Origin of the sequence: Amycolatopsis sp. NPDC005961, from assembly GCF_040629235.1 — a bacterium.
Taxonomy (GTDB): Bacteria; Actinomycetota; Actinomycetes; order Mycobacteriales; family Pseudonocardiaceae; genus Amycolatopsis; species Amycolatopsis camponoti.
In genome coordinates this window covers 131,020-148,410 of record NZ_JBEXVF010000015.1, presented here as the reverse complement: position 1 = coordinate 148,410, position 17,391 = coordinate 131,020, and the positions used below count along the sequence as shown (strand labels likewise).

Below are 17,391 nucleotides of genomic sequence, written 5' to 3'. Positions count from 1 at the left end.
CGAAGGCCACCACGGCGAGCGTGGTGGCCTTCGGGTCTGGCGGATCAGTCCGTGCCGAACTCCATCGCGGCGCTGTCGAGCAGCTCGTCGTCGTCGGTCTTGCCGCGGGAGGCGATCACCTGGGCGCCACCCTCGGGCATCGCGCCGATCAGGCCGGTCGACGCCGCCTGCGCCGCGCCGATCAGCTTCGGGTGCGAGTTCCCCCCGACCATGCCGAGGCTCGCGTACTGCTCCAGCTTGGCCCGCGAGTCCGCGATGTCGAGGTTGCGCATGGTCAGCTGGCCGATCCGGTCGACCGGGCCGAACGCCGAATCCTCGGTCCGCTCCATCGACAGCTTGTCCGGGTGGTAGCTGAACGCCGGGCCGGTCGAGTCGAGGATCGAGTAGTCCTCGCCGCGACGCAGCCGCAGGGTCACCTCGCCGGTGATCGCGGTGCCGACCCAGCGCTGCAGCGACTCGCGCAGCATCATCGCCTGCGGGTCCAGCCAGCGGCCTTCGTACATCAGGCGGCCGAGCTGCCGCCCGTGGTTGTGGTAGCTGGCGAGGGTGTCCTCGTTGTGGATCGCGTTGACGAGCCGCTCGTAGGCCGCGTGCAGCAGCGCCATGCCCGGCGCTTCGTAGATGCCGCGGCTCTTCGCCTCGATGATCCGGTTCTCGATCTGGTCGGACATGCCCAGGCCGTGGCGGCCGCCGATGGCGTTGGCCTCCAGCACCAGGTCGACGGCGGAGGCGAACTCCTTGCCGTTGATCGTCACCGGCCGGCCCTGCTCGAAGCCGACGGTGACGTCCTCGGTGGCGATCTCCACCTCGGGGTCCCAGAACGCCACGCCCATGATGGGCTTGACGATCTCGATGCCGGTGTCCAGGTGTTCCAGGGACTTCGCCTCGTGCGTGGCACCCCAGATGTTGGCGTCGGTCGAGTAGGCCTTTTCGGTGCTGTCGCGGTAAGGCAGGTCGTGGGCCAGCAGCCACTCCGACATCTCCTTGCGGCCGCCGAGCTCGGTGACGAAGTCCGCGTCGAGCCACGGCTTGTAGACGCGCAGGGAAGGGTTGGCCAGCAGGCCGTAGCGGTAGAACCGCTCGATGTCGTTGCCCTTGTAGGTGGAGCCGTCGCCCCAGATCTGGACGTCGTCCTCGAGCATGGCGCGCACCAGCAGCGTGCCGGTGACGGCGCGGCCGAGCGGCGTGGTGTTGAAGTAGCTGCGGCCGCCGGTGCGGATGTGGAACGCCCCGCACGTCAGCGCCGCGAGCCCCTCTTCGACGAGGGCTTCCCGGCAGTCGACGAGCCGCGCGATCTCGGCGCCGTACTGCCCGGCCCGGCCGGGCACCGACTCGATGTCGGGTTCGTCGTACTGGCCGATGTCGGCGGTGTAGGTGCAGGGGACCGCGCCTTTGTCGCGCATCCACGCGACCGCTACGGAAGTGTCGAGGCCACCGGAGAAGGCGATACCGACACGCTCGCCGACGGGCAGGGAAGTGAGCACCTTGGACATGCGAATGATTATGCACGCCCATGCATCGTCGTGCAATCCGGGGTGCCCGGGCTCACCAAATCGCGTTGACGTGCGTGGTTCGGTGATCCCATGCCCGCCATCGACACCGCCCTCGTCCGGCGGCTGCTGCGCGGCCAGTTCCCGGAGTGGGCGGACCGGCCGATCACTCCCCTGGCTTCCGGCGGCACAGTCAACGCCGTGTACCGCCTCGGGGACGACCTGACGGTCCGGCTGCCCCGCATCGCCGAAGACGTCGCGGGGGAACGCCGGATCCTGAGCACGCTCAGCGGGTTGCCGGTCTCCGTTCCGGCCGTCGCCGCGCTCGGCGAACCCGCCGAAGGCTTTCCGCGGTCGTGGGCGGTGCACCGCTGGCTGGACGGCGAACCGGCCGTCGAGGGCGCTCCGGCTCACGGGCTCGCGGAGTTCATCATGGCTCTGCGAGCCACCTCCGCGGACGGTCCCCCGGCCTACCGCGGCAAGCCACTGTCCTCCGTGGACACCGGTGTCCGCCGGGCGATCGACGAGCTGAGCACCACCGACGAGCCGTTCGCCCCGCGGGCGGCCTTGGCGAACTGGACGCGAGCGCTCGACGCTCCACAGTGGACGGGCCCGCCGTGCTGGGTCCACTCCGATCTGATGCCGAGCAACCTGCTGCTGCGCGAGGGCCGCCTGACCGGCGTCCTCGACTGGGCGACGGCCGGACTCGGTGACCCGGCCTGCGATCTGATCCCCGCGTGGAACCTGCTGACGGCGGCCACGCGCGAGGTCTTCCGTGACGCCGTCGAAGCCGACGAGGCGACCTGGGTGCGCGGCCGCGGCTGGGCGCTGGCGATGGCCGTGATCCAGCTGCCGTACTACCGGCACACGAACGCCGTCATCTCGGCCAACGCCCGTTACGTGCTCACGGAGCTGGAATGCGTCCCAGCTCCGTGAGCACGCCGGATCAGCTCGGCAGGAGCGCCGGGGCCGCGAGGCGGGTGGCGTTCGCCGCCGCGTCGTCCGGGGCTTCCTGTGCCGAGCGCTCCGCTTCCACCCGCGCGAGGTAGTTGGCCACCTCGCGGTCGACGCGGTGGGCGTCCCACCCCAGCACCGGGGCCATCAGCCCGGCGACCACCGGGGCCGCCGCCACGCCGCGGTCGCGTTCCTCGATCGAGATCCGCGTCCGCCGGGTCAGGACGTCCTCCAGGTGCAGCGCGCCCTCGTGCGAAACCGCATACACCGCTTCCACGCGGAGGTACTCCGACGTGTCCGTGATCGGCTCACCGAGCGACGGGTCCTCCTCGATCAGCTCGACGAGGTTCCAGATCCGCGTGCCGTACCGCTGCAGCAGGTGCTCGACGCGCGGCAGCGACAGTCCGGTCTTCGAAGCGACCGAGGCGCGGTCGGCCCACAGCTCGTGGTACCCCTCGGCGCCGGCGATCGGCAGCCGGTCGGTCCACGACGGCGGAGCCGGGCGGCCCAGCTCGTCGACCACGACGTCGACCGCGTCCGCGGCCATCACCCGGTAGGTCGTGTACTTGCCGCCGGCCACGATCACCAGGCCCGGCACCGGGTGCGCCACCGCGTGCTCCCGCGACAGCTTCGTCGTCGCGGCCGCCTTCGCCGCCAACAGCGGACGCAGTCCCGCGTACACGCCCTCGATGTCGTCGTGCGTCACCGGCGTCCGGAGCACCGCGTTGAGGTGCTCCAGCACGTAGTCGACGTCCGCGCGGCTCGCCGCCGGGTGCTCGCGGTCGAGGTCCCACTCGGTGTCGGTCGTGCCGACCAGCCAGTGCTTGCCCCACGGGATGACGAACAGCACGCTCTTCTCGGTGCGCAGGATCAGCCCGGTGTCGAGGTCGATCTTCTCCCGCGGCACCACGAGGTGGACGCCCTTCGACGCGCGCACGGTGAACGGCGCGGGGATCCCCGCCGCCTCCGCCATGTCGTCGCTCCACACGCCGGTCGCCGCGACGACGGTCTTGGCCCGCACCTCGATCTCGGCGCCGCTCTCGCGGTCGACGACCTTCGCGCCGACCACGCGCTCGCCGTCGCGCAGCAGCGACGTCACCCGAGCCCGCGTCAGCACCGAAGCGCCCTGTTCGGCCGCCGTCCGCGCGATCGTCATCGTGTGCCGGGCGTCGTCGACCTGGGCGTCGTAGTACTGGATCGCGCCGATCAGCGCGTCGTCGGCCAGGCCCGGCGCCGCCTTGAACGCGCCGCGCTTGGACAGGTGCCGGTGCCTCGGCAGCGCCCGGGCCCCGCCGAGCGTGTCGTACAGCGTGACGCCGGCGCCGATGTAGCCGCGCTCCCACACCCGGTGCTTCAGCGGCACCAGGAACTTGACCGGCCGGACCAGGTGCGGGGCGAGGGTCTGCAGCAGCAGCCCGCGTTCCTTGAGCGCTTCGCGCACCAGCTTGAAGTCCAGCTGCTCCAGGTAGCGCAGGCCGCCGTGGATCAGCTTGGACGAGCGGCTGGACGTCCCGGCGGCGAAGTCCCGCGCTTCGACGAGCGCGACGGACAACCCGCGCGAAGCCGCGTCGAGCGCGACGCCGGCGCCGGTCACTCCCCCGCCGACGACCAGGACGTCGACCTCTTCACGCGCCAGCTTCCGCAGGGCGTCCGCGCGGTATGTCGGGGAAAGGGCGGTCACGGTGTTCCTCCTCGTGGTCATTCGACGTCGACCCAGTCGAGCGTGCGGCCGACGGCCTTCTGCCAGCCCGCGTAGCCTTCGGCGCGCTGCTCTTCCGTCCACGACGGCTGCCAGCGCTTGTCCTCGTTCCAGTTCTGCTCCAGCTCGTCGGTCGACTTCCAGAAGCCGACGGCGAGCCCGGCCGCGTAGGCGGCGCCGAGCGCGGTCGTCTCCGCGACGACCGGCTTCGACACCGGGACACCGAGGATGTCCGCCTGCAGCTGCATGCACAGCTCGTTGGCGGTGACGCCACCGTCCACCCGCAACACGTCGAGGGTGACGCCGGAGTCGTTCTGCATGGCCTCGACGACGTCGCGGGTCTGGTAGCAGATCGCCTCCAGGGTCGCCCGCGCGAGATGAGCGTTGGTCGTGGCGCGGGTGAGCCCGACGATCGCGCCGCGGGCGTCCGAGCGCCAGTACGGCGCGAACAGGCCGGAGAACGCCGGGACGAAGTAGATGCCGCCGTTGTCCTCGACCTCGCGGGCCAGGCTTTCGCTCTGCGACGCGCCGCTGATGATGCCCAGCTGGTCGCGCAGCCACTGCACGGCCGACCCCGTGACGGCGATGGAGCCCTCCAGCGCGTAGACCGGCTTCTCGTCGCCGAACTGGTAGCACAGGGTCGTCAGCAGGCCGTGCTTCGAGCGGACCAGCTCGTGACCGGTGTTGAGCAGCAGGAAGTTGCCGGTGCCGTAGGTGTTCTTCGCCTCGCCGGGCCGGAAGCAGACCTGCCCGACGGTCGCGGCCTGCTGGTCGCCGAGGACGCCGGTGATCACGACCTCGCCGCCGAGCGGGCCGCCGGCGCGGGTGGTGCCGAAGCCGGCGTTCGACGACGGCTTGATCGCCGGCAGCATCTGCCTCGGGACGGTGAAGAACGACAGCAGCTCGTCGTCCCAGTCCAGGGTCTCGAGGTCCATCAGCATGGTGCGCGAGGCGTTCGTCGGGTCGGTGACGTGGACGCCGCCGTCCGGGCCGCCGGTGAGGTTCCAGATGAGCCACGAGTCGGTGGTGCCGAAGAGGGCGTCGCCCTTCTCGGCGTCTTCGCGCACGCCCTCGACGTTCTCGAGGATCCACTGCAGCTTGCCGCCGGAGAAGTACGTCGCGGGCGGGAGGCCGGCCTTGCGGCGGATGACCTCGCCCTTGCCCTCGCGCTCCAGGGCGGAGGCGATCCGGTCGGTGCGGGTGTCCTGCCAGACGATGGCGTTGTAGTACGGGCGGCCGGTGCGGCGGTTCCACACCACGGTCGTCTCGCGCTGGTTGGTGATGCCGAGCGCGGCGAGGTCACCGACGGTCAGGTTGGCCTTGGTCAGCGCGGTGGCGATGACCGAGCGGGTGCGTTCCCAGATCTCGGTGGCGTCGTGCTCGACCCAGCCCGGCTTGGGCAGGATCTGCTCGTGCTCGAGCTGGTGGCGGGCGATCTCGTTGCCGCCGTGGTCGAAGATCATGAAGCGGGTGCTGGTGGTGCCCTGGTCGACGGCACCGACGAAGTCCGGCATGGTCGTGCTCCTTCTCAGGCGGCGGTCTCGAAGTCCTTGGCGGGCATGGCGTCCAGCGGTTCCCCGGCGGGCAGGTGGCGCTCGATGAGGAACTTGTAGATCGCGCCGCCGATGACGGCGCCGATCACGGGTGCCACGATCGGGATCCACCAGTAGGGGAAGCCGTACTGGTCGGACCACGCCGTGTCGTAGCCGGTCAGCCAGGACGCCAGGCGCGGGCCGAAGTCGCGGGCGGGGTTGATCGCGTAGCCGGCGTTGGTGCCCCAGGCCATGCCGATCGCGACGACGAGGAAGCCGACGACGACCGGGGCCAGGTTCGCGCCCGGCGAGGTGTTGCGGAGGTCGGTGATGGCGAAGATCACCAGGACGAGGATCGCGGTGCCGATGATCTGGTCGCGGAAGGCGCCCCAGTCACCCACCGGGAGCGTGCCGTTACCCGGAAGGGTGGAGAACACGCCCTGGGTCTTGACCGTGAGGCCGGGGTCCTTGGCGTTGAGCACCTCGGTGTAGTTCCAGCGCACGAGCAGGGCGGCGAGGAATGCGCCGGCCGTCTGGGCCAGGGCGTAGGGGGCGACCTTGCGCCACTCGAAGCCCTTGAACACCGCGAGGGCGACGGTCACGGCCGGGTTGAGGTGCGCGCCGCTGATCCGCGAAGCGACGTAGACACCGAGCGTGACGCCGAGTCCCCAGGCCCAGGCGATGCTGTCGTGGTCCCCGATGCCCGCGGCGACGACCTGCGCCACCACCCCGCACCCGAACAGGATGAGGATCATCGTCCCCACGAACTCGGCGGCCATCTCGCCGGCGAGTCCGTGGGCCTTGAGGTTTCGCACCATTGCTTCCTCCACAAAGGACCATTCGTTCCCCCTGGTGGATGAAAGTTAAGTTCGCGAAACACCGGGTCAACGGAGGCGGGTCGGCATTGTCGAACGCGCGGAGACGATGTTCGACATTGTCGAATCGGGGCCGGTCGGGCTAGGGTGCGGACGTGCCGGGTCCGATCCAGTCCATCGAGCGCGCCGCCGCGATCCTCAAGCTGCTGGCGCGCGGCTCGGGACGGCTCGGCGTCGGCGAGATCGCCGAATCCCTCGAACTGGCCAAGGGGACGGCGCACGGCATCCTGCGCACGCTGCAGGGCGTCGGGTTCGTCGAGCAGGACCGCGACACCGGCAAGTACCAGCTCGGGGCGACGCTGCTGCACCTGGGCACGAGCTACCTGGACGTCAACGAGCTGCGGTCGCGGGCGATCAACTGGGCCGACGCGCTGGCCTCGCGCAGCGGCGAAGCGGTCCGGATCGGCGCGCCGCTGGAGGGCCGGGTGCTGGTGGTGCACCACGTGTTCCGGCCGGACGACACCCTGCAGACCCTCGACGTCGGCACGCTGCTGCCGCTGCACGCGACCGCGTTGGGCAAGGTGCTGCTGGCCTACGACACGACGCTCGCGGCGTCACCGGAGGCTTACACACGGCGAACCCTGGTCACGCAGACCGCGATCAAGCGCGCGTGTGCGAAAGTACGCGAAGCGGGCTGGGCGGTGGAGAACGGCGAGATGATCTCCGGCGAGGCGGGGATCGCGGCCCCGATCCGCGGCCACGGCGGCATCGTGGTGGGTGCGATCGGGGTGTCGGGAGCGGTGGAGCGCGTCTGCGAGCCGGACGGAACCCCGAGCGCGCGGCTACTGGGCCACGTCCGGGACGCGGCGCGGGCGGTTTCGCGAGACTTGGGTGCGTCGCGATGGTGAAGGGAGGGGCATGGTCCAGCGGTACGTGATGTCCATCGACCAGGGCACCACCTCCACCCGGTGCATCCTGTTCGACGCGCGCGGCCGGCTCGTCTCGGTCGTCCAACGCGAACACCAGCAGCACTTCCCGCGCCCCGGGTGGGTCGAGCACGACGCCGTCGAGATCTGGCGGAACCTCTCGCGGATCGTCCCCCAGGCACTGGCCGACGCCGGTGCCACCGCGGACCAGGTCGTCGGCCTCGGGATCGCCAACCAGCGCGAGACCACCGTCCTGTGGGACCGGCACACCGGGAACCCGATCGGGCGCGCGATCGTCTGGCAGGACACCCGCACCGACGCCATGCTCGAACAGCTGGCCCGCGAACCCGGGGCCGACCGCGTCCGGCAGCTGTGCGGCCTGCCCCTCGCGACGTACTTCTCCGCGCCGCGCGTCCGCTGGCTGCTCGAACGCACGCCCGGCCTGCGCGAACGCGCCGAACGCGGCGACGTCCTCTTCGGCACCATCGAGAGCTGGCTGATCTGGAACCTCACCGGCGGCGCCGAGGGCGGCGTGCACATCACCGACGTCACCAACGCCTCGCGCACCATGCTGATGAACCTGCGCACCCTCAACTGGGACGACGAGCTGCTCGACTTCTTCGACGTCCCGCGCGCGATGCTGCCCGAGATCCGGTCGTCGACCGAGGTCTACGGCACCACGACCCGCGTGGTCCCCGGGATCCGGATCGCGGCGGCGCTCGGCGACCAGCAGGCGGCGCTGTTCGGCCAGACGTGCTTCGCGCCCGGCGAGGCGAAGTGCACCTACGGCACCGGCAGCTTCCTGCTGCTCAACACCGGCTCGACGCCGGTGCTGTCCACCCACGGCATGCTCACCACGGTCGGGTTCAAGATCGGCGACGAGCCGGCGGTGTACGCGCTCGAAGGGTCGATCGCCGTCACCGGGTCGCTGGTGCAGTGGTTCCGCGACGGGCTCGAGCTGATCGGCAGCGCCCCCGAGATCGAGACCCTGGCCCGGACCGTCGAGGACAACGGCGGCTGCTACATCGTCCCCGCGTTCTCCGGGCTGTTCGCGCCGCACTGGCACAGCGAGGCGCGTGGGGTGATCGCCGGGCTGACGTCGTACATCACGAAGGGCCACCTGGCGCGGGCGGTGCTCGAGGCGACCGGCTGGCAGACCCGCGAGGTCGTCGACGCGATGAACGCCGACTCCGGGCTGGCGCTCACGTCCTTGAAGGTGGACGGCGGGATGACCGCCGACAACCTGCTGATGCAGTGCGTCGCGGACGTCCTCGACGTCCCGGTCGTCCGCCCGATGGTGGCGGAGACGGTGTCGCTCGGCGCGGCGTACGCGGCGGGGCTGTCCGTCGGGTACTGGCCGGACCTGGAAGGACTGCGGCGCAACTGGCACCGCGCCGGCCAGTGGCTCCCGGCGATGGACCCGGCCCGCCGCGACTCCGAGTACGCGCACTGGCGCCAGGCGGTGGAGCTGACGTTCGGCTGGATGCGGCCGGGCCCGGCCGCCGTCGCGCCCGGGTCCGATCTGGTCGAGGTGCTGCTCGCCGACCACCGCCGGTTCGAGCAGCTGTTGCGGGACCTGCGCAACACCGAAGCCGACCGTCCGGCGCTGGTCGCGGAGCTGGCGGCGCTCCTGGTCGCCCACGCGACGGCGACCGAGCGGATCGTCCGCCCGGACTCGCCGGGTTCTTCCTTCGCCGACGAGCTTCTCGCCGTTCTCGAAGCCGATGATTTCGAAAAGGCGTTGCTGCGCTTGGAGAACGTGGTCGACGCGCACGTGCGCGGGGAGGAACGCGGGCTGCTGAACGACCTGCGCCGCACGATGTCCACTTCGGACCGCACGGGGCTGGGGCGGGCGTTCGTGGCGGAACGCCGCCGCCAGCTGGACCTCGACTGCGGGAGCCCCGCCCACCTCCGCGAACTCGGCGACCGCCTCACGCTCTGACGCGGCGGCCGGAGCCCGGCCTGCCATCCGGGTGAAGCGGGTCCGGACCCCTGCCCCGGCGCGGGAACCGGGAGAAGACTGCGGGAACCGGTTCGCCACTGGAGGGAGCACCATGTCCGCAGCCGCCGACGAAGCCCTGCTGTCCCTGTCCGCCCCGGGCGGGCTCGCCGATCCGTACCCGATCTACGCGAAGCTCCGCGAAGAGACGCCGATCTTCCGCAGCGAAGTTTTCGGCGGCTGGGTGCTCAGCCGGTTCGCCGACTGCCAGGCGGTGCTCGCCGACGGCGAAACCTTCCTCGTGCTCGACGCCCAGTGGCGCGACCGGCACACGCCGGGCTGGCGCGACAACCCGGCCATGGTGCTGCTGGCCGCGCTCCTGCCGTGGAAGAACCCGCCGGAGCACACGCGCGAGCGCCGGTTGCTCATGCGGGACTTCACCGTCCGGCGCGTGCAGGAACTGGAGCCCACGGTCCGCCGGGCCGTCGACCGGGTGCTGGACCGGTTCGCCGACGCCACGGCGGACGGCGGCGCCGCGGAGTTCGTCGGCACCGTGCTCTACCCGCTCGGGATGGCGGTGATCGGCGGACTGGTCGGCGTGCCGGAAGCCGACCACGACCGGCTCCGCGGGGTCACCGACCTGATCGGCAAGCAGGTCGACCCGGCGATGCCGGCGGACCTGCGCGCCGAGGTCGACGCGGCCGCCGTCGAGTTCCGCGCCTACTTCACGGAGCTCATCGCGCTGCGGCGGGCGGATCCGGGTGACGACCTGACGTCCGCGCTGCTGACCCGCCCCGCCGCCGACGCGGAACCGATGCCGGTCGAGGACGTGCTCAATTCGCTCGTCGTGTTGTTCGGCGGCGGTTACGAGACCACCGCCGGCGCGCTGGGCAACGGGATCCACGCCCTGCTGACCCATCCGGATCAGTTCGCCCTGCTCGCGGGCGATCCCGGGCTGGCGGCCGGGGCGGCCGAGGAGATCCTGCGGTGGGACGGCGCGGCCCAGATGAGCCAGCGCGCGGCCGCCCGACCGGCCGCGCTCGACGGCGCGCGAGTCGCGACCGGGGAGCTGGTCATCGTGCTCAACGGCGCGGCGAACCGGGACCCCGCGCGGTTCGCGGACCCGGACCGCTTCGACATCACGCGCGACGCCGGCCGGGGGCTGTTCTTCGGCCACGGCCTGCACCTGTGCCTCGGCGCGGCCGTGGCCCGGCTCGAGATGACCGTCCTGCTCGAACAACTCGGGAAGCGCTTCCCGAGCTTGCGGCTCGGAGGCCCGGCGGAGCGGCGCCGGAACCCGGCGCTGCGCGGGATGGCGGCGCTGCCGCTCGCCCGGTGACGTGCGCCGCTGCCTCCGTGCGGCTCAGCCCGCGCGCAGGCAGCGGCTGCTCTCCCGCACCACCAGCTCGGCCTCGACCGCCTCCCGCACCGGCGTCGCGACCCCGTCGATCCGGGCCGCGAGCGCCGCGACCGTCTGACGCCCGGCCGCCACGAAGTCCTGGCGGACCGTCGTCAACGGCGGTTCGAAGTAAGCCGCTTCCGGGACGTCGTCGAAACCGACCACGTGGGCGTCGCGCGGGACTCGCATGCCCGCCTCCGTGAACGCCGACAGCAGACCCAGCGCCATGTGGTCGTTGGCCGAGAACACCGCGCCCACCCCCGGTTCGACCGCCAGGGACTGGCCGGCGCGGTAGCCGGACCGGGCGGACCAGTCGCCGCGGACCACCGGGGGAACCTCCGCGCCGTGGTTTTCCAGGGTTTCGCGCCAGCCGCGCTCGCGGGCGCGGGCGATCGGGCCGTCTTCGGGGCCGCCGAGGTGCCAGACCGTCGGGTGGCCGAGCTCCAGCAGGTGCTCGGTGGCCCGTCGGGCGCCCGCGGACTGGTCGGCCGACGCGGCCGGAACCAGCGGGACGCCGTCGACCAGGGGCAGTTCGGCGGCCAGGTGCGGGTCGAGCACCACGATGCCCGACACCCCCTGCAGGAGCAGACCGGCGACGGCGGCGGGCAGCGCGGCCCGGCCGCGGCCCGGCACGCCGAAGACGACGAGGACGTACCCGTGCTCACGCGCGGCGGCGCGCAGACCGTTCAGGGCCGGCCCGGACGCCGCGGCGCCGGTGGCGATCACGCCGAGCGTGCCCCGGCTACGTGTGCCGAAAGGACCTCTGGGACCCGCGTCGTCCTCGGTCATGGCACCGATGTTAACGATCACAGCACTAGACGTGAACTTCCTTCACCTTCCATAAATAACGAAACGATAACGCGCTGAACCGGCCCTCTCTCGCGGCCGTTCCTGCCAGTGCCGGAACCAGTGACACCGGACGCGGGTCCCCGATCTCCGCGGCGCGGTGCCACACCCCCGGGTTTCGCGCGCTTCCCCGTCGGGCACGCGGCTTTCCCCGTCGTGCCCGGAAAAACCGAAGAAGGTGACCATGCCCCGGAAAACATCCCCCGCCACGGGCAGACATCGCATTTCCCGCCGAACCAAGATCGCGACCGGCGGTATCGCCCTCGCGCTCGCGGTCGGCGGCATCGTCGTCGCCACGACCGCCGGGCGCACCGGCGAGGCCAGCGCCGATCCCGCCGACGCGTCGTTCTTCATCGACATCGCGAAGGTGCCATCCGGTGTTAACGTGAACAAAGCGCTGCAGAAGAAAGGCGCGCGCGGCACGTTCACGGTCGACTGCGGCCGCAACGAGAACCAGCACTTCAACCCCGACAACTTCATCGCGCAGCCCGGCATCAAGAACGGCGCCCAGCACCTGCACGACTACGTCGGCAACCTCTCGACGAACGCCGACTCGAACAACAAGAGCCTCGTCAAGGCCGGGACGACGTGCAAGAACGGCGACAAGTCCGCCTACTTCTGGCCTGTCGTCCGCATCGACACCGGTGACGAGGACAAGAACCCACCCGCCACGCAGCCCGACCGCGCCGGCAGCGCGGCCGACAAGGCGAGCAGCCAGGTCGACTGCCCGGACGTCGCGAGCAAGCTGCCCGACGTCCCCGACCAGGCCATGGACGAGGTGAACCGCAACCTCGACCTGCTCGACAAGCAGATCGACGAGGCGAACGCGCGGATCGCCAAGGGCGACCTGAAGACCCCGCAGGACATCCAGAACGCCGTCGTCGGGCCGCTGAAGGACAAGCGCGCGGCGACGATCGACCGGATCGCCATCGCGATCGGCCGCCGGGCGGCGAAGCCGACGAACCTCGGCGGCCTCGCGGCGTGCGTGCTCAAGCAGAACGGCCAGGGCGGCCTCGACAACGGCGGCCAGAACAGCACCGGCCAGCCGGCGGAACTGCCGGGCGTCAACGACAAGAACGAGGTCGGCGACAACGACGGCGAGATCCAGCGCGTCCAGTCGGCGACGATCACGTTCACCAGCGGCGGCGCGAGCAAGGTCGTCGCGATGCCGCAGTTCCTCCGCATCCTCTACGGCGACGCCAAGCAGAGCACCAACGGCCCGGCCAACGCCCGGCCCAGCTGGACCTGCACCGGCTTCGAGGACCGGCTCACCGACCACTACCCGATCTGCCCGCAGAACAGCAAGGTGGAGCGCATCCACGCCTTCCCGAACTGCTGGGACGGCAAGAACATCGACAGCACCAACCACCGCACGCACATCGTCTTCGCCGACCAGCAGGGCAAGTGCCCGCAGGGCTTCAAGAACGTGCCGCAGCTGGTGATCAAGCTGGTCTACAACATCCCGCACGACATCCAGGTCAAGGGACAGTACAAAGTGGACGCCTTCGCCCAGGAGAAGCACAACCCGCGCTCGGACCACGACGACTTCGCGAACGTCATGGGCCAGCGGCTGATGAACCAGGCGGTGAACTGCATCAACACCGGCAAGAACTGCCGCCAGTGACCACGAAGGGCCGCGCCGGGTCCCCGGCGCGGCCCTTCGTGTCGTCCCCTCAATCACGTGTGATGCCCCTCCAATCACGCATGAAGCCCCTCTGATCACGAGTGATGCCCGCTCAATCACCCGCGATGCCCTTTCGCGCACCGGCGAAGCCGCTGCCGGGGTGTCCGGACGCGGATCTCGCGTGATTGAGGAGGCATCACGTGTGATTGGGGAGGCATCACGCGTGATTGGAGGGGCGACACGGTGAACGAAGCCAAGCGAAAGGGGGCCTTCCCCGTACTCGGGAAAGGCCCCCTTCGAAACACCGCGGGTCAGGAAGCCGCGCGGCGCTTCGTCCAGATGTCGTACGCCACCGCTGCCAGCAGCACCACGCCCTTCACCAGCATCACCCGCTCGCTCGGTGCGCCGATCAGGGACATCCCGTTGTTGATCACCGCCATGATCAACCCGCCGGTGATCGCGCCGACCACCTTGCCGACGCCGCCCTGGACCGCCGCGCCGCCGATGAACGCCGCCGCGATCGCGTCCAGCTCGAAGTTCACGCCGGCCGTCGGGCCCGCCTGGTTCAGCCGGCCCGCGAAGATGATCCCGGCCAGCGCCGCCAGGACGCCCATGTTGACGAAGATCCAGAACGTCACCGACTTGACCTTGACACCCGAAAGCGTCGCGGCCTGCAGGTTGCCACCCACGGCGTAAATGTGCCTGCCGAACACCGACTTGCCCGCCACCAGCGAGTAGCCGAGCACCAGCACCGCCAGCAGGATCAGCACCCACGGCAGGTTCTTGAACCGCGCCAGCTGCACCACCAGCGCGAGCACCAGCACCGCGATCCCGACGATCTTGAGCACGAACACCGGGAACGGGTCGACGTCCTGGCCGTAGCCCAGCCGCGCCGAGCGCTTGCGCCACTGGGTGAACGCGATCCCCGCCACCGCGACGACGCCCGCGAGCAGGGACACCAGGTCCGCGCCGCCGAGCGGCCCGAGGCCGATGTTGCCCAGGTAGCCGTCGGTGAAGCCGTTCGACAGCGTGCGGATGGCGTCGGGGAACGGGCCGATGCCCTGGTTGCCGAGCACCGTCAGGGTCAGCGCCCGGAACGCGAGCATCCCGGCGAGCGTCACGATGAACGCCGGGATCCCGAAGTACGCGACCCAGTACCCCTGCCACGCGCCGATCACCGCGCCGACGACGAGGGTGATCAGCACCGCCAGGAACCACGGCAGCTGCCAGTTCACCATCAGCACCGCCGACACCGCGCCGGTCATCGCGACGACCGAGCCGGCGGACAGGTCGATGTGCCCGGAGATGATCACCAGGATCATCCCGATCGCGAGGATCAGCACGTAGCTGTTCTGCACGATGATGTTGGAGATGTTCTGCGGTTCGAGCAGCGCGCCGCCGGTGAGCACCTCGAACAGCACCACGATCAGCGCGAACGCGACGTAGATGCCGCTCTGGCGCGGGTTGATCGAGATCCTCCGCTTGGAGCGCTCGGCCGCGGGCGCGGCGGGCCGCGCTTCGGTCGTGGTCATTCCCGTTCCTTCGTCATGTACTGCATCAGCAGTTCCTGGGTGGCTTGTTCGCGGGTCGCCTCGCCGGTGATCCGCCCCGCCGACAGCGCGTAGATCCGGTCGCAGAGCCCGAGCAGCTCCGGCAGCTCGGAGGAGATGACCAGCACGGCCTTCCCCTGCGCGGCCAGCTCGTTGATGATCGTGTAGATCTCGAACTTCGCGCCGACGTCGATGCCGCGGGTCGGCTCGTCGAGGATCAGCACGTCCGGGTCGGTGAAGATCCACTTGGCCAGCACGACCTTCTGCTGGTTGCCGCCGGAGAGCTTCCCGGTCACGCTGCGCACGGACGGCGCCTTGATCGACAGGTTCCGGCGGAACCCGACGGCCGTGTCGTGCTCGGCGTGCTCGTTGACCCAGCCACGCTTCGCCAGCTTGCCCAGCCCGGCCGCGGACACGTTGCGCTGGATGTCCTCGATCAGGTTGAGCCCGTAGCGCTTCCGGTCCTCGGTGGCGTAGGCGATGCCGTGGCGGACGGCGTCGCGCACCGTCCGGACGTCGATCTCCTCGCCGTGCTTGAGGATCTTCCCGGAGATGTCCTTGCCGTAGGACCGGCCGAACACGCTCATCGCGAGCTCGGTGCGGCCCGCGCCCATCAGCCCGGCCAGTCCGACGATCTCCCCGCGCCGCAGCGAAAGCGACGCGTTGTCGACGACGACCCGCCCGGCCTGGGTGGGGCTGTGCACGGTCCAGTCTTCGATCCGCAGCACCTCTTCGCCGATGTCCGGCTCCCGGGGCGGGAACCGGTGCTCGAGGTCGCGGCCGACCATCCCGGTGATGATCCGCTCTTCCGTCAGCCCGGCCGCTTCCAGGGTCTCGATGGTGCGGCCGTCCCGCAGGATGGTGACGGTGTCGGCGATCGCCGTCACCTCGCCGAGCTTGTGCGAGATGATCACGCAGGTCACGCCGTCCGCGCGCAGCCCGCGCAGCAGCTCCAGCAGGTGGGCCGAGTCCTCGTCGTTGAGCGCCGCGGTGGGCTCGTCGAGGATCAGCAGCCGGACCTCCTTGGACAGCGCCTTGGCGATCTCGACCAGCTGCTGCTTGCCGACGCCGAGCTCCTGCACCGGCGTCACCGGGTTTTCGGCGAGGCCGACGCGCTTGAGCAGCGCGCCGGCCTCGTGGTTCGTGCGGTTCCAGTCGACCCAGCCCCGCTTGCCGCGTTCGTTGCCGAGGAAGATGTTCTCGGCTATCGAGAGCTGCCCGCACAGCGCGAGCTCCTGGTGGATGATGACGATCCCGTGCCGCTCGCTGTCGCGCACCGAACCGAACTCACACCGCTGCCCGTCGAAGTGGATCTCGCCGTCGTACGTCCCGTGCGGGTAGACGCCGGAAAGCACCTTCATCAAGGTGGACTTCCCGGCGCCGTTCTCCCCGCAGATCGCGTGGATCTCGCCGCTGTTCACGGAAAGCGTGACGTCCGACAGCGCCTTGACCCCGGGGAAGGTCTTGGTGATCCCGCGCATGCCGAGCAGTTCGGTCATTTCAGCTGACCTGCCGTGTAGTAGCCGGAGTCGACGAGCTCCTTCTGGTAGTTGGCCTTGTCCACGGTGACCGGCTGCAGCAGGAAGGACGGGACGACCTTCTTGCCGTTGTCGTAGTCGGTGGTGTTGTTGACCTCGGGCTTGGCGCCCTTGAGCACCGCGTCGGCCATCTTCACCGTGGTGTCGGCGAGGATGCGGGTGTCCTTGAAGATCGTCGAGTACTGCTCACCGGCGATGATGGACTTGACCGACGCGACCTCGGCGTCCTGGCCGGTGACGATCGCGTACGGCTGGCCGGCGGTGCCGTAGCCGTTGCTCTTCAGCGCCGACAGGATGCCGATCGACAGGCCGTCGTACGGCGAAAGCACGCCCGCGACCTTCGCACCACCGGTGTAGGTCTTGGTGAGCAGGTCCTCCATCCGCCGCTGCGCGGTGGCCGGGTCCCAGCGCAGGATGGCCGCACGGGCGAAGTCGGTCTGCCCGCTCTTGACGACCAGCTTGCCGCTGTCCATCAGCGGCTTGAGGACGGACATCGCGCCGTTGAAGAAGAACGTGGCGTTGTTGTCGTCCGGCGAGCCGGCGAACAGCTCGATGTTGAACGGCCCCGGCCCGTTGCCCAGGCCCTTGACCAGCGAGTTCGCCTGCTCGACGCCGACCTTGAAGTTGTCGAAGGTGGCGTAGTAGTCGACGTTGGGCGAGTTGCGGATCAGCCGGTCGTAGGCGATGACCGGGATCTTCTTGTCCGCCGCTTCCTGCAGCTGGGTGGTGATGGCGGTGCCGTCGATCGAGGCGATGACCAGGAGCTTGGCGCCCTTGGTGATCTGGTTCTCGATCTGGTTCACCTGCGTCGGGATGTCGTTCTCGGCGTACTGCAGGTCGACCTTGTAGCCGAGCTTCTCCAGCGCCGACTTGATGTTGTCGCCGTCGTGGATCCAGCGTTCCGACGACTTCGTCGGCATGGTGACGCCGACCAGCGCGCCCGCCGCGCTCGCGGCGCCGGGTGCCGCCGTCTGGTCGGCGGTTTTCTGGCTCGAGCCGCACGCGGACAGCGTCAGCACGAGTCCCGCGGCGGCGATCCCCGCGAGTGTTCTGGTGAACTTCATTGTTCCTTCTTCCTT

13 protein-coding genes are annotated in these 17,391 nt (G+C 70.3%); 5 read left to right on the top strand and 8 right to left on the bottom strand.

Translation table 11 applies throughout. The features are described from left to right. Positions 1-44 precede the first annotated feature (44 nt). Positions 45-1,493 (bottom strand): argininosuccinate synthase, encoded by a 1,449-nt coding sequence (gene argG, locus ABZ342_RS16690; RefSeq protein WP_155543747.1) that lies wholly within the window; start codon positions 1,491-1,493, stop codon positions 45-47. A gap of 90 nt (positions 1,494-1,583) precedes the next feature. On the opposite strand from argG, the gene ABZ342_RS16685 reads away from it, so the two are divergent. Beyond that, positions 1,584-2,426 (top strand): aminoglycoside phosphotransferase family protein, encoded by an 843-nt coding sequence (locus ABZ342_RS16685; RefSeq protein ID WP_360473606.1) that lies wholly within the window; start codon positions 1,584-1,586, stop codon positions 2,424-2,426. Between the two features lie 10 nt (positions 2,427-2,436). Here the strand turns inward: ABZ342_RS16685 and glpD are convergent, their stop codons facing one another. From glpD to ABZ342_RS16670, 3 genes are read right to left on the bottom strand one after another with little or no spacing between them, the layout of a single operon-like run. Then, positions 2,437-4,146, bottom strand: a complete 1,710-nt coding sequence (gene glpD, locus ABZ342_RS16680; RefSeq protein WP_360473604.1) for a glycerol-3-phosphate dehydrogenase — start codon at positions 4,144-4,146, stop codon at positions 2,437-2,439. Next, entirely contained in the window at positions 4,143-5,657 is a 1,515-nt protein-coding gene (glpK, locus tag ABZ342_RS16675; protein ID WP_360473602.1) for a glycerol kinase GlpK, read from the bottom strand. The genes glpD and glpK (ABZ342_RS16675) overlap by 4 nt, the downstream gene beginning before the upstream one ends. A gap of 14 nt (positions 5,658-5,671) precedes the next feature. Continuing rightward, positions 5,672-6,493: an MIP/aquaporin family protein gene (locus ABZ342_RS16670; protein WP_155543744.1), complete on the bottom strand. Its 822-nt coding sequence runs from the start codon at positions 6,491-6,493 to the stop codon at positions 5,672-5,674. 152 nt (positions 6,494-6,645) lie between these two features. Between ABZ342_RS16670 and ABZ342_RS16665 the strand changes: the two genes are divergently transcribed. The 3 genes from ABZ342_RS16665 to ABZ342_RS16655 all read left to right on the top strand — a co-directional run bounded on the left by ABZ342_RS16665 (position 6,646) and on the right by ABZ342_RS16655 (position 10,694). After that, positions 6,646-7,398 carry an IclR family transcriptional regulator gene (locus ABZ342_RS16665; RefSeq protein WP_155543743.1) on the top strand — a complete coding sequence of 251 codons (753 nt, stop codon included), beginning with the start codon at positions 6,646-6,648 and terminating at the stop codon, positions 7,396-7,398. A 10-nt stretch (positions 7,399-7,408) separates the two neighbouring features. After that, positions 7,409-9,358, top strand: a complete 1,950-nt coding sequence (glpK, locus tag ABZ342_RS16660; protein WP_155543742.1) for a glycerol kinase GlpK — start codon at positions 7,409-7,411, stop codon at positions 9,356-9,358. Between the two features lie 112 nt (positions 9,359-9,470). Then, positions 9,471-10,694 (top strand): cytochrome P450, encoded by a 1,224-nt coding sequence (locus tag ABZ342_RS16655; RefSeq protein ID WP_360473599.1) that lies wholly within the window; start codon positions 9,471-9,473, stop codon positions 10,692-10,694. Between the two features lie 24 nt (positions 10,695-10,718). Here ABZ342_RS16655 and ABZ342_RS16650 read toward each other — a convergent pair whose 3' ends face one another. Further along, positions 10,719-11,543, bottom strand: a complete 825-nt coding sequence (locus ABZ342_RS16650) for a substrate-binding domain-containing protein (RefSeq protein WP_360473597.1) — start codon at positions 11,541-11,543, stop codon at positions 10,719-10,721. Between the two features lie 241 nt (positions 11,544-11,784). Here ABZ342_RS16650 and ABZ342_RS16645 point away from each other — a divergent pair, with 241 nt between their 5' ends. After that, positions 11,785-13,224, top strand: coding sequence for a DUF1996 domain-containing protein (locus ABZ342_RS16645; RefSeq protein WP_360473595.1), 1,440 nt, complete (start codon positions 11,785-11,787; stop codon positions 13,222-13,224). A 311-nt stretch (positions 13,225-13,535) separates the two neighbouring features. On the opposite strand, the gene mmsB is transcribed toward ABZ342_RS16645, so the two are convergent. Genes mmsB through chvE form a run of 3 tightly spaced genes read right to left on the bottom strand, consistent with a single transcriptional unit; the run spans position 13,536 to position 17,376 of the window. Further along, positions 13,536-14,756, bottom strand: a complete 1,221-nt coding sequence (gene mmsB, locus ABZ342_RS16640) for a multiple monosaccharide ABC transporter permease (RefSeq protein WP_360473593.1) — start codon at positions 14,754-14,756, stop codon at positions 13,536-13,538. Continuing rightward, the gene (gene mmsA / locus ABZ342_RS16635) at positions 14,753-16,273 is read right to left on the bottom strand and encodes a multiple monosaccharide ABC transporter ATP-binding protein (protein ID WP_360473591.1); all 1,521 of its coding nucleotides are present in this window, start codon (positions 16,271-16,273) and stop codon (positions 14,753-14,755) included. The genes mmsB and mmsA overlap by 4 nt, the downstream gene beginning before the upstream one ends. Further along, a complete protein-coding gene (gene chvE / locus ABZ342_RS16630) occupies positions 16,270-17,376 on the bottom strand; it encodes a multiple monosaccharide ABC transporter substrate-binding protein (RefSeq protein WP_155543736.1) in 1,107 nt (368 codons plus the stop codon). Before chvE ends, mmsA begins: the two co-directional genes overlap by 4 nt. Positions 17,377-17,391: the final 15 nt, after the last annotated feature.